Here is a 12,639-nt window from a genome sequence, read left to right as displayed (position 1 = left end):
CCATCTGCGGGTCGCTCCCTCGTGTCATCGGCTTTGGAGGGCACCGTTCTGGTGCCTTCGCTCGGTCGGTCTTTGCTGAGGGCTATTTCAGCCCTGCAATGGGGCCTTTTCAAGTATGGCGCCGGGGTAAAACTGTGGCGAAGTCGAGCAACTTGCCGTCACTGTGCGGGGCGAGGGCCTAATCCCTGGCAGGTTGCGCCACTGTTTCCGCCGCGCGCCGCGCGTGGTGCAGGAAGATCGCCAGCCGCTCGGGTGACATCGGCCGAGTCGGCGGCGTCAGCAGCAGCCGCCCGAACAGCGCGCGGAACGGCTCGTCGCGCATCAGCGCCGCGAACCGGGCGCTTCGCCAGCGCACGGCGGCGGCGTGCAGCGGCCCCAGCACCCGGTCGGCGCGCAGCTCGGCCAGCAGCGGCGCGGCGCGGGCGGCGGCGGGGGCGATGGAGCGGTCTTCCACCGTGTCGAAATTTCGCTCCACCCAATAGGACATGTCGAAGGTCGAGGCGTCGCGGTTCGCCCGCCCGCGCCCGCATTTGACGATGTAGCTTTCCATTGCGCCAAGTGCGTAGTGGTTCAGCTGATGCGTCCGGTATTGCTGCGACGAGGGCGGGGTATAAAGGCCGATACGGGCATAGCGGGCGGGCAGCGGCGCGCCGGTGCCACCGATCCAGACCTGAGCCGCCAGCCGCTCCGGATCGGGCTGGCGGGGGCGGTGAACCCCCAGCCGTGCATAGCTTTTATCGTTTCGGAACAGCGTCTTGATCATCGAGGCGCGCCAGGGCCAGGCCATGCCGGGCGGGGCGGCGCGGGTGAATTGCGCGGTCACTGGCGCATCCTCGAAGCCGATCACCCCGCCATTGCCGAACAACCGCCAGGTCATCGCGAAGGCGGTCGCCTGCGGGAAGGCGGCCAGCAGCGCATCCAGGCTGCCATCGTCCAGATGGATGGTCACGAACTCGTCGATGTCGATCGGCATCACCCAATCGGCCTCGGCCATCAGGGGGTGACCTTCCGCCGCATTCAGCGCCGCCCATTGCGGACCCTTGGGGAAGGGCCCCGCCTGCGGCACATGGGTCAGCAGCCCCATCGCCTGCAGCCGGTCGAGCATCGCATCGGTGCCATCGCTGCAATCGTTGGAAAACGCCAGCACATCGGTGAAGCCGACGCTGCGATGGAAGGCCAGCCATTCCAGTAGATACGCGCCCTCGTCCTTGACCGTCAGGATCGCCAGCCGCCGCATCTGCCCGCCTTCCAGGATATGGCCTTTCAAGATATGGCCTTTGCCTTGCCCGGCCTTGACTTAGGGGGGGCTAATTGGTTTCTGGCACAGGAATACTGCACGCGCGAAGGCGCGCCAATGAAAGATCTGCACCGATGAACGATCAGCCGCCCGAAGACGGCTCCGGCAGCGGCGAGTCCGGCAGCCAGAAGGGCACCATCCTGCGCGCCCGCAATGGCGACGTGATCGGCTATGATGCCAGCGGTCTGGTGATGCGCCTGTCCGACAAGGTGATCGCGGACATTGGCCGTCGCTTGGGTGCGCTGCCCGCAGGCGCGGCGCAGGCGGTGCAGGCCGAGGGGCTGGACCCCTCCGTCCTCGGCGATGTCGATGCCTGGAACCTGCGCCAGACGGGCGAGTGGTATGTGTTCTCGGCCAACCTTCCGGGCGAGCAGGGGGCGCGGCAATATCGCTGCCTCGTCGAGGCCGACAGCGCCGAGGAGCAGGTCAGCATCGTCGCCGATGCGCCGGGCGCGTTGCTGGGGGTCTTCTCCCTCGGCGGGGCGCGGGCGACCAAGGCGCTGCCCCGGGTGCCGCGCTTCCCCTATCACATCCTCGCCCCCGCCGACGATATCGGCGCGGTGGGCATGGGCGGCGTCGAACCCGCCCGCGTCCTGAGCCACCTGAACACCCTGCGCGAGGTCACCCGCGACGCGCTGCTGGCCGAGGTGCTGCTGGCCGACCGCCGCCGCAACCACCGCGCGCTGCCGCTCTATATGGTGCGCGCGGAAACCGATGGCTCGCCCTCCGTCGCCGCGCTGCGCGAGGGGCAGGCGGTGGCGAACCTCCTCACCGCCGCCCGCAGCCTCAAGGCCGCTGCCGACCGCATGGCGAAGCCGGCGCGGATCCTGTGCATCCGGCTCGATTACACGCTGGAGGATGTGCAAAGCGATGCCGTGGCCTTCCGCGATGGGATGCTGGCGCTGCTCGATGAGATCACCGAGGGGGTAGGCAAGATGGGCTTCCACAAGCCGGTCTTCCTCGCCACCTTCGATTGCGGCACGCCGGGCCTGTCCGACCATCCGGCGCTCCGCGCGCAATGGGATCTGGCCTGGAACCATGGCGAGCACGACCTTGTCTTCGCCGCCCCCGGCTATGGCTTCGCGCAGGACAGCTATGGCCGCCCGACGCCCGAGGCGATGCTGCAGATGGCCGAGATGGACGCGCTGGCGGTGACGGCGATCTATGAGGACCGACCCTGGTTCTGCCCGACCTTCCTGCTGGCGGAGCGTGAGGGCGAACGGCTGATCCGCGTCCGCGCCCGCGCGCTTGGCCCGCTGGTGATCGACGCTGCCGACCCGTTCGGCGCAGGCCCCACGGCGGGCTTCCGGCTGGAGGGACAGGGCGCCCCGCACATCACGCAAGTGGCGCTGGCCGAGGATGACCCACAGGATCTGCTGCTGAGCCTCGATGCCCCGGCCACCGATGATCTGCACTTGCTCTACGGCTTCTCTGCCGCCCCGCGGGCTGCGGACGATCCGGCAGCCGCCCATCCCGCCGCCGCAGGCAGCCTGCGCGACGACTGGCAGGGCGCGGCCGAGGACGGAACGCCGCTTCACCGGTGGGCGCTGCCTTGCGCGCTGCCGGTTCATTGAGGGGGGCGCGGACATGCTGATCCTCGACGCCGACCTGCCCGCCGCCGCCCTGCTGGGGGCCGAAGCCCCGGCCCTCGCCGTCGCTGTCACCTCCGTGGGCGGCAGCTGGTATCAGGCGGCGCCCGATTGGGTCACGCTGGACGCAGGCGCCATCACCGAATGGCGCCCGCGCGCGGGGCAGGGGCTGGCGTTGCCCGCGCAGCCCAACCGTGGCAATGGCAAGCTGGACCCGGCGGGCCTGCGCCTGATCCCCGCCACCAATTGCGGCTTCTGCATCGCGGATGCCGCCGCCGATGCCGCGGACTTCTCCTTCGCCGTACTCTGCCGCCCCGGCGCGGAAGAGCTGCGCACCCTGCTGACGCTGAATCTGCAGGGCGCGAAGAACTACCTGTTCCTGTCGCATCAGGCGGGGCAGGTCAGCTTCAAGAGCCAGTCGGAGTCGGGCGAGGTCTCGCTCCCGATGCCCACCGGCACCGACCTCCTCCTCATCGCCGGCTTATCGCGTGGGCGCTTCTTCCTGCGGGCCGGCGGCGAGGTCGCGCAATCGGCCACCCCGCCCGACACCGCCATCACCGGCCCCGCCGACCTGTTCATCGGCTGCCGCAGCCACCGTGAGGGGCTGCCGAAGACGCTTGGCGACGGCCATATCGCGCAGGTGTTCTTCTGGCCCGTCAACATCCTAGACCCCAAGGAACAGGCGGGCGCAGGCCAGCTTGCGGCGCTTGAGGATTACCTGTTCTGGGAGGCCTGACATGGGCTTTTCCCGCCAAACGACCCAGGGCGACAATATCTGCCTGATCTGGATCGACGACATGATCGACGTCGTCACCTGGCGGGACACGTTCGGCCTGACGATCCAGACCCCGCATATCGACCGGCTGATGGCGGAAGGCACCCGCTTTGCCAATGCCTATGCCACGGTGCCGCTCTGTGCGCCCTGCCGGGCAGAGCTGGCCACCGGCCTCTCGCCCTTCGTCAGCGGGCTGGTGGACCTCAACCGCTTCTGGCGCGATGTCTACCCGCCCACCGGCGCCTGGCAATACGACCTGCGCCGCGCGGGCTTTCGCACCTTCCAGACTGGCAAGGTCGATGCCAACTACCGGCTCAGCCCCTATGAATATCACCGCATCCTGTTCCATGTGGAAAAGGGCTGCGCCGACAATTCGCAGCGCTCCAGGGTGATGGATTACCTGCCGCAGGGCCCCGGCATCCGCGGCATCAACCATCCTGATGACGATGGCTCGCAGGACCACGTGTTCTACGACAACATGGTCTCCACCAACGCCATCGCCCATCTGGCCGAGGCGGACCCGGCCCGCCGCCACCTGTTCCAGCTGGGCTTCAAGCACCCGCATTACAACCTCGAATGCCCCGATCGCTTCTACCAGCTCTACGACCCTGCCGCGATCCGCTGGCCGGCCATCGCCGCGCCCGAGGATTACTTCGGCCCGCAGCCGGGGATGGCGGTCTACGAGGCGGCCTATATCGCCAATGGATCCTGGACGCCGGAAAAGAACGGCGACGAGGCCTGGCGGCAGGTGGTGCGCGCCTATTTCGCCGCGATCAGCCATGTCGACCATGAGATCGGCCGCTTCATGGACGCGCTGCGCGCCTCGCCCTTTGGCGGCAATACCACGGTGATCCTGCTGTCGGACAATGGCTTTAACCTTGGCAATCATGACAGCTTCCACAAGATGAGCCAGTGGGACAGCGCCGCCCATGTGCCCTTGGGGATCTGGAACGCGAAGATGGCGGGCGGGGCGGTGGTGGATGTGCCGGTCTCGCTCGGGAATATTCCCAAGACGGTGATGGACCTTGCCGGCCTGCCGCCGCGCCCGGGCTGGACCTCGGGGCAAAGCCTGCTGCCGCTGATCGACCCCAGCTTCGGGGGCTATGACCGCAGCCTCTCGCCGGTGACCTCGGTGTTCGGCACGCTCTCGGTGCGGCCCTCGGTGGAGGGGCTGACCCACCTGCGCTATTTCCGCTACCCCAACGGCGAGGAGCATATCTACGACGTCGTCGCCGACCCCGGCGAGACGCAGAACCTTGTGACCGAAGACCCCGCCCGCGCCCGCCTGCCCGAGATGCGGGACGAGCTGGTGCGCGGCGCGCTGCGGCTGGGGCTTGACCTGCGCGGGCTGGAGAACCCGGCCTGCGGCGTCAATGCGATGATGGCGGTGGATGGGTCGGTGGTGATGGCGGGCGGCATCGGCGACACCAGCTACTGGGCCTATGGCAAGGATGCCGAGAACATCCGCGAAGAGAAGGACGGCGGCACCGATACGCTGTGGTACATGGCCGGCCCCGACGACTATGTGCTGCGCGTGCCGGCCAATGTGGAAAAGGTCCGCATCGCCACCGTGCTGGCCCGCACCGAAGACAGCCCGCATGTGTCCAAACCCGTGCGCATCGTCGCCCATCCCGACAGCCCGATCCACTTCGAGACGTCGGAGCGGGTCAGCGTCGAGGTCCGCGGCAGCCGCGGCGACGATGTGTTCATCGGCGCGCAATATGCCAGCAGCACCTTTCATGGCGGGGCGGGGGATGATGAGTTCATCGCCGTGTCGAACCGCGGATCTGTCCGGCATTTCTTCTATGGCGGGGCGGGCAATGACATCCTGCGCGGCGGATCGGGGCGCGATGTGCTGGATGGCGGCACCGGGGATGACCTGATCATCGGCGGGCCGGAAGGGTCGAACCTGATCCATGGCGGCCACGGCAATGACGTGATCCGCGACGGCAAGGGCAACTCCACCATCCATACCGGGCCGGGCCGCAACCTTGTCACCTCGCAGGGCGGCAATGACACCATCCATGTCGGGCCCGGCGAGAATGACATCACCTGCGGCCCGGGCGAGGTGACGTTCAAGGTCGCCTATGGCGGCGTCACCCGTATCCACGGCTGGCGCGGGGCCTATACGCTCGACCTCTCCACCTGGCCCGATGTGCCGGGCATGGCCCCGCTGCCGGGCGGGGTGCGGGTGCAGCTTGGCCTCTCGGTGGTGGAGGTCATGGGCAAGGACGTGACCGCCGAGACCTTGGCCGAGCGCATCGTGCCGCCGAGTGCCCCCACGCCAGACAGCGGCAAGCGCCGCCGCAAGAAAGGCTGAGCATGGACGAGTTCGAGGACGATCTGGACGAGGACGAAGGCGACGAGGCCCCCAAGCGTCCCGAGGGCGCGCTGAAACCCATCCCCCGCTCGCGCAAGCCGGAGCGGTTTACCGGCACGTCCGACATCTACGCCACCGTCGATTTCCCGCTGAAGAAGCACATCAGCCCGCATGGCCAGGTCACCGCCGTGTCGATGATGAAGGACGAAGGCCCGTATGTCCTCGAATGGATCGCGCATCACCTCGCGGTCGGCTTCACCGATATCCTCGTCTATACCAATGACTGTTCGGACGGCACCGATGACATGCTGATCCGGCTGGAGCAGCTTGGCCTCGCCCATCACCGCCGCAACGATATCCCCGAGGGGATCCGCCCCCAGCCCTCCGCGCTCAGTTACGCGCAGGAAGACCCGGTGGTGCAGGCCGCCGACTGGCTGATGGTGTTCGACGCCGACGAGTTCCTGTCGATCCGCCACGGCGACGGCACGCTGGACGACCTGATCGCCGCGGTGGCGGAGCAAGAGGCGAACGGCATCGTCATCACCTGGCGCATCTTCGGCTCGGGCGGGGTGATCGACTGGTCGCGCGATCCGGTGACCGAGCAATACCTGATGGCAGCCCCCACAACCTGGAACAAGGGCTGGGGCGTGAAGACGCTGTTCAAGTTCGATGCCGACTATTGGAAGCTGGGCATCCACCGCCCCAAGCTGAAGAACAAGGTGATCGACACCGCCTTCCCGGACCATGTGAAATGGCTCACCGGCTCGGGCAAGGTGATGGACGATTATTTCAAGTTCCGCGGCTGGCGGTCAATCACCCGCACCGTGGGCTATGACTGGGTGCAGCTGAACCATTACGCGGTGAAATCGGTGGAAAGCTACGCGATCCGCCGGCTGCGCGGCAACGTCAACAACAAGGCCGACAAGTACAACCCCGACTATTGGGCGCTGCAGGACCGCAACGAGGTGCGCGACGACACGATGCTGCGCTACACGGGCCGGCGCGATGCGATCATCGAGCAGCTGCTGACCGACCCGGTGCTGCACCGCCTGCATTTCGCCGCGCTGGACCGGGTGGAGGCGCGGCTGGCCGAGATCCGCCAGACAGAAGCCTATGCCAACCTGCGCGCCGGGCTGGAGGTGGCCTCGAAAATCCCGATCAGCCAGATCACCGCCAAGCCGCCGCAGGCCCGCGACAAGGAAAAGATCGCGGCGCTGATGTCCGACGTGGAAAAGCGCCGCAATGCCAAGGCCAAGGACGAGCGCAAGGCCGAGCCGAAGGAGCCCGCCGACGTGATGCCGGGCGGGCTCTACCTGCCGGGCCCGTTGGACGCGGCGGAAGACATCGCTCTTGAGTGGACCGCGAACCACATGGTCGAGCTGCCGGCCGACCCGCGCATCTTCACCCCGCAGGCGCTGGCGCTGATCGGGGCAGGACGCTTCGAGCGCGCGCTGGCCCGCCGCCTGCCGGGGCTGCTGCCCCCGCAAGGACGGCTGCTGGACATCGGCGCGGGCTGCGGGTTCCTGCCCGCGCAACTGGCGCGGGCGCGGGGCGGCTTGCAGATCACGCTCATCGAGGATGATCCGGGCCTGCGCGCCACCCTCGCGCGCGTCATAGCCCGCAATGGCCTCGCGGGGCGCGCGGATTTCGTGCTGTCCGATGACGCGCTGCCGGGCGAGGCCCCGGCCACCGCCGCCCTGGTCGCACAGCACCGCCCCGACATCCTCCTCCTCTCCGATCCCCGCCTCGCCGGCGACCCGCTCACCGCCCTCGTGGCGGCGCTGGACCCGCTCCCCGCCATCATCCTCATCACCGGCCGGCTGTTGGAGCATGGCTTCCCCTCCCTCGGCCCCGCCGAGGAGGCGCTGGCACAGCGCGGCTACGCCCCGGCCTTCGGCTTCGAACCCTCGGTCGCGCGCGGTTTCGCACGGGCAGGGGGCGCTGCGCCCGCCTGAATCCCTTGGGCCACACTGCACCCATTTTGAACGAAATGCCCCAAGGGCTCTTTGCTTTTCAAGGCACTGGCCCGTATAGTTTCGCATAACAAAAGGCGGCGGGGACGGCATGGACAACACCAAGGCCAAAGTGGCCGCGATGACGATGTTGCGCGGGGATTACTTCTACCTCGAACGCTGGGTGGAGTATTACGGCCGGCATCTGGGGCGCGAGCATCTCTATGTGCTCAGCCACGGCAACGACCCCGAGCATCGCCGCATCGCCGAGGGCTGCAACGTCATCAACCTGCCCTATGATGCCACCCGCTACAGCTTCAACCAGCGCCGCTGGCAGATGCTGTCGCTGTTCACCTCGGGCTTCACCCGTTACTATAATTGGGTGCTCTGCGGCGATGTCGATGAGATCGTGGCGGTGGACCCGGCGGTTTCGGACAGTCTGTCCGACTACCTGATGCGCTTTGGCGAGGAGAAGGCGCCGCGCGTCATCACCCCCTTCGCCATCGAGCTGGTGCACAACCCCGCGCTGGAGCCTGAGGCGCTGGACGGCCGCAACATCCTCGACGTGCGCCGCATCTTCCGGCTGAACGCCAATTACGCCAAGCCCTGCATCACCCGCAACAAGATCACCTTCGGCCCCGGTGGGCATTTCGCCTCGGAAAAGGAAGGGTATCTGGACCCCGACCTCTACCTCTTCCATCTGCGCTTCGTGGATTACCAGATGACCCATGACCGTCTCGCGGTGCGCAAGGAACAGCGCCATATCCAAAGCGGCGACCTGGCCGAGGTGGAGCGCAAGGTGACCGGCTGGGACACCGCCTGGGACAGCTACCTGGACCTGTCGCGCAAGACCCCGGCCGCGGAAACCGTGGACTTCCCCGAGTTCCGCAAGGAGATGGTCGAGGGCCGCCACCCCAAGAATGACGGCGCGTTCTGGATGATGGGTGGCGGGCGCAGTTCCGAGGTCTATCGCCTGCCCGAACGGTTCGCGGCACTGTTCTGAGCGGGTGAGGGCAGGGGATGGAGCAGCCGGCAGAAACAGACGAGGATGACGGGGCCGCCACGCTGGCGATGCCACCGGTCGCCACGATGGATGCGGCGCCGGGGCTCGATACGTTCCTGCTGGAGGGGGCCGAGGGCAACCTGTGGTTCGAACGCCGCGGCCCGGTGCTGTTCGTCACCTTCGACAACCTCGCCACCCTCGACACGCCCTATCCGCGCCAGCCCTGGATGCATGCCCGCATCGCGTCTCTGGGATATTCGCTGCTGGGGGTGCAAAGCTTCCGCAAGGACTGGTTCCGGCAGGAGAGCGCCCCCTATCTGATCCGCGGCCTGCAACAGCGCGGCTTCTTCGCGCAGTTCGATACCGTGGTGCTGGTCGGCGCCTCGATGGGCGGGTTCGCCGCGCTGAATTTCGCGCCGCTGATCCCCGGCGCGCAGGTGCTGGCCTTCAGCCCGCAATCCACCATGAGCCGCGAGATCTGCCCGTTCGAGAAGCGCTTTTCCCACCCGGTCACGCGGATGAACTGGACCGACCAGCCCTTCCTCGATGCCGCCGCGGCCATCCCCTACGTCCAGAACGCCGTCATCCTCTACGACCCCTTCGTGCCCGAGGACCGGCTGCACGCCGCGCGTCTGAAGGGGCCCGGGGTGCGCTTCCTGCGCCTTGGCCATTCCAGCCATCAGGCGATCCGCACCGTGGTGAAATCCGACGCGTTGCCGCAGATGCTGCGCGAATTTGCCGAAACCGGCGATGTCGGGGCCGAATTCTGGCGCAACCTGCGCCGCCGCAAGGGCCTGCGCACCTGGCGGCGGAACTTCATCGAGACGCTGGCGCAGCGCAATCATCCGCGGCTGCTGCTGCGCGCCTGCGATTACATGCTGGCAGAGGGCAGCTACCTGTTTGCCCACACCGCCCGCCGCAAGCTGCTGGAACAGCACCCGGATCTGGCAAAGGGGAGGGCGCAATGACCCCTTATGACGACCTGCCCCAAAGCAGCTTCTGGCGCCCCGCCGTGGCCGAGCGCGACCCGCTGCAGATCGAGGGGCTGTGGACACCGAAGTTCCGCATCGCCCGGCGCGACCGCATCGTCACCGCGGGCTCGTGCTTTGCGCAGCATATCGGCCGGGCGCTGGCGGCGCGTGGCTATCACTGGCTGGATGCCGAACCCGCGCCCTCCCGCCTGGCCGAGGCTCTGCGCGGCCAGTTCCACTATGGCACCTTCAGCTTCCGCACCGGCAATATCTACACCACCAACATGCTGGCGCAGTGGCTGGACTGGGCATTCGGCGACACGCCCCCGCCCGAGGATCTGTGGGACAAGGACGGCCGCGTCTTCGACCCCTTCCGTCCGGCGGTGGAGCCCGGCGGCTTTGTGACCCGCGAGGAAGCGCTGGCCTCGCGCGCGGCGACGCTTTCCGCGATCCGCCGCGCAGTGACGCAGGCGGATGTCTTCGTCTTCACGCTCGGCCTGACCGAAAGCTGGCAGCATTCGCGCAGCGGCGTGGAATACGCCATCTGCCCGGGCACGGTGGCCGGCAAATTCCGCCCGCGCTATCACCGCTTCGTCAATCAGGGCTATGATGCGGTCCTGTCCCGGATGCGCGATGCGCTGGCGCTGCTGCGCACCCATAACCCCAGGCTGCGGGTGCTGCTGACCGTCTCGCCGGTGCCGCTGACCGCCACCGCCAGCGGCACGCATGTGCTCAATGCGACCAGCTACTCCAAATCGGTGCTGCGCGCCGTGGCGGGGACGCTCGCGCAGGAAGATCCCGGCGTCGATTACTTCCCCTCCTACGAGATCATCACCGGCACCCCGTTCCGCGGCATGTTCTATGCCGGCAACCTGCGCTCGGTCCTGCCCGAGGGTGTGGGCTTCGTCATGGACAGTTTCTTCGCCGATCAGGCGCGGGTGTTCGGCGCGCCGGCCACGGCAGAGCCCACGCCAACGCCCGAAACCCGTGCCGAACGCCAGTCCCGCGAAGAGACCGAACAGGGGGATGCCGAGGCCGCCCTGCACTGTGAAGAGGAGTTGCTGGGTGCCTTTGCCAAGTGATCCGATCCGCCTGTGCATCTTCGGCGACAGCCATATCGCCTGCCTGCGCCATGCGGTGAAGGGGCGCGCGCTGACCGATCCGCCGGTCGATCTGGAGTTCTGGGGCACCGTCGGCCACCGCTTCCACAAGATCAGCCTGCAAGACGGCGCGCTGGTCCCCGATGACGAGACGACCGCGGACCGCTTCGCCGCCGTCAACCTGCACGGCCGCCGGAGGCTGCGCCCCGAGGAGTTCGAGGCGATCCTGTTCATGGGCGCGCGCACCCGGCTGAACATGCTCTTCGCCGAATTCCTGCACCGCGCCCGCCACCCGGACCTGTTCTTGTCCACCGGCGTGCGGCGCGAGATGATCCGCGCGCATCTGACCGACCAGCGCCCCTATGGCTTTGCCCGGGCCTTCGCGGCGCAAGGGGCCGCGCAGATCCTGTTCGCGCCGGTCTCCTTCCCGACCGAGGGGATCAGCACCGAGTATCTGGACAGCTTTCCGGATGCCGTCCACGGCACCGCCGCCGATCGCGCGGCGATCTGGGCGCTGGTGCGCGAGGTGATGGCCGAGGATGGCATCACGCTTCTGCCGCAGGCAGACCGCAGCGTGACCCTTGGCTGCTTTACCGCCGCCGCCTATGCAACGCGCCATGCCGCGACGCGCGGCGACAGCACGCACAAGAACGGGGCATATGGCCGGCTGGTGCTGCGCGGGCTGATGCAGGCGCTTGCGCCGCTTCGTAAAACCGACGAACAGGCGGCATAGGGATGCCGACACATGCCGCGCGCAGCCGGGAAGATCGGCAGCATGAAACCGGACAGGAAGGACGCTTTTGAATGGAACTGAACCGACGCCCGGTTGCCTCGCTGTGGATCGGCGAGCGCCTGCATTACCTCAACCAGCTGTGCCTGAAATCGCATCTGCTGCAGGGGCACCCGACCACGCTCTACTGCACCGATGACGTGAAGAACGCGCCCGAAGGAGTGGAGCTGCGCCCCGCCTCGGACATCATGGAGATCGACATGAAGGTGGTGAAGGAGACCTCGCCCTCGTTCCTGTCGAACGTGTTCCGCTACAAGATGATCAAGAAGACCGGCGCGATCTGGATCGATTGCGATGCCTTCTGCCACCGGCCCTTCCCCGAGGACATGGACTATGTGTTCGGCGGCCACGGCATGATCGGCGCGCTGAACTGCGGCGTGGTCGGCCTGCCGCAGGATTGCGCGCTGATGGACGCGCTGCTGGACTATTACGACAACCTGCCCGCCTATCCCGAGTGGTGGCCGAAACGCCTGCGCAAGAAGATGGACGCGCTGGACCCGTCGGTGCCGCTGTCGATCCGCATCTACGAGGTGGAGCGCACGGCCTTCGGCCCCCAGGCCTTCACCCATTTCGCCAAGAAGACCGGCGATTTCGAGAAAGCGGCCCCGCGCGAGGTGCTCTACCCGGTGCCGTTCCAGCTCAATGACGTGTTCTACGACCCCTATGGAAGGGTCGAGGGGCATTTCACCGATGCCACGCTCTCGGTGCATCTCTACACCAACGGCACCAAGCCCTACTGGCGCAAGAACCCGCCGCTGCCCGGCAGCTATGCCGCGCGGATGTGCGAAGAGGTGGGCATCGACCCTGCTGCCGCACTGGAGGAATAGGCCGCACGGCCCCGG

10 protein-coding genes are annotated in these 12,639 nt (G+C 67.5%); 9 read left to right on the top strand and 1 reads right to left on the bottom strand.

Translation table 11 applies throughout. The features are described 5' to 3' along the window. Positions 1–178: 178 nt before the first annotated feature. A complete protein-coding gene (locus GVY41_RS07655) occupies positions 179–1,267 on the bottom strand; it encodes a glycosyltransferase family 2 protein (RefSeq protein ID WP_229725989.1) in 1,089 nt (362 codons plus the stop codon). Between the two features lie 104 nt (positions 1,268–1,371). Here GVY41_RS07655 and GVY41_RS07650 point away from each other — a divergent pair, with 104 nt between their 5' ends. From GVY41_RS07650 to GVY41_RS07610, 9 genes are all read left to right on the top strand, one after another. Beyond that, complete coding sequence (locus GVY41_RS07650) at positions 1,372–2,871, top strand: hypothetical protein (protein WP_161345311.1); 1,500 nt, start codon at positions 1,372–1,374, stop codon at positions 2,869–2,871. 13 nt (positions 2,872–2,884) lie between these two features. Next, complete coding sequence (locus GVY41_RS07645; RefSeq protein WP_161345313.1) at positions 2,885–3,622, top strand: hypothetical protein; 738 nt, start codon at positions 2,885–2,887, stop codon at positions 3,620–3,622. 1 nt (position 3,623) lies between these two features. Continuing rightward, complete coding sequence (locus GVY41_RS07640; protein WP_161345315.1) at positions 3,624–5,981, top strand: sulfatase-like hydrolase/transferase; 2,358 nt, start codon at positions 3,624–3,626, stop codon at positions 5,979–5,981. A gap of 2 nt (positions 5,982–5,983) precedes the next feature. Next, positions 5,984–7,936 (top strand): glycosyltransferase family 92 protein, encoded by a 1,953-nt coding sequence (locus tag GVY41_RS07635; RefSeq protein WP_229725988.1) that lies wholly within the window; start codon positions 5,984–5,986, stop codon positions 7,934–7,936. Positions 7,937–8,045: 109 nt separating this feature from the next. Next, a complete protein-coding gene (locus GVY41_RS07630; protein ID WP_161345318.1) occupies positions 8,046–8,936 on the top strand; it encodes a glycosyltransferase family protein in 891 nt (296 codons plus the stop codon). A gap of 17 nt (positions 8,937–8,953) precedes the next feature. Further along, positions 8,954–9,904: a hypothetical protein gene (locus GVY41_RS07625; RefSeq protein ID WP_161345320.1), complete on the top strand. Its 951-nt coding sequence runs from the start codon at positions 8,954–8,956 to the stop codon at positions 9,902–9,904. Then, positions 9,901–10,989 (top strand): GSCFA domain-containing protein, encoded by a 1,089-nt coding sequence (locus tag GVY41_RS07620; protein ID WP_161345322.1) that lies wholly within the window; start codon positions 9,901–9,903, stop codon positions 10,987–10,989. The genes GVY41_RS07625 and GVY41_RS07620 overlap by 4 nt, the downstream gene beginning before the upstream one ends. After that, entirely contained in the window at positions 10,973–11,740 is a 768-nt protein-coding gene (locus tag GVY41_RS07615) for a hypothetical protein (RefSeq protein ID WP_161345324.1), read from the top strand. Before GVY41_RS07620 ends, GVY41_RS07615 begins: the two co-directional genes overlap by 17 nt. Before the next feature lie 71 nt (positions 11,741–11,811). Next, complete coding sequence (locus GVY41_RS07610; RefSeq protein ID WP_229725987.1) at positions 11,812–12,624, top strand: hypothetical protein; 813 nt, start codon at positions 11,812–11,814, stop codon at positions 12,622–12,624. The last annotated feature ends 15 nt before the right edge of the window (positions 12,625–12,639 follow it).

Source organism: Frigidibacter albus (assembly GCF_009908165.1).
GTDB classification, from domain to species: Bacteria; Pseudomonadota; Alphaproteobacteria; order Rhodobacterales; family Rhodobacteraceae; genus Frigidibacter; species Frigidibacter albus.
The sequence above is the reverse complement of the archived record's forward strand: the minus strand, read 5'-3'. Positions and strand labels throughout refer to the sequence as shown.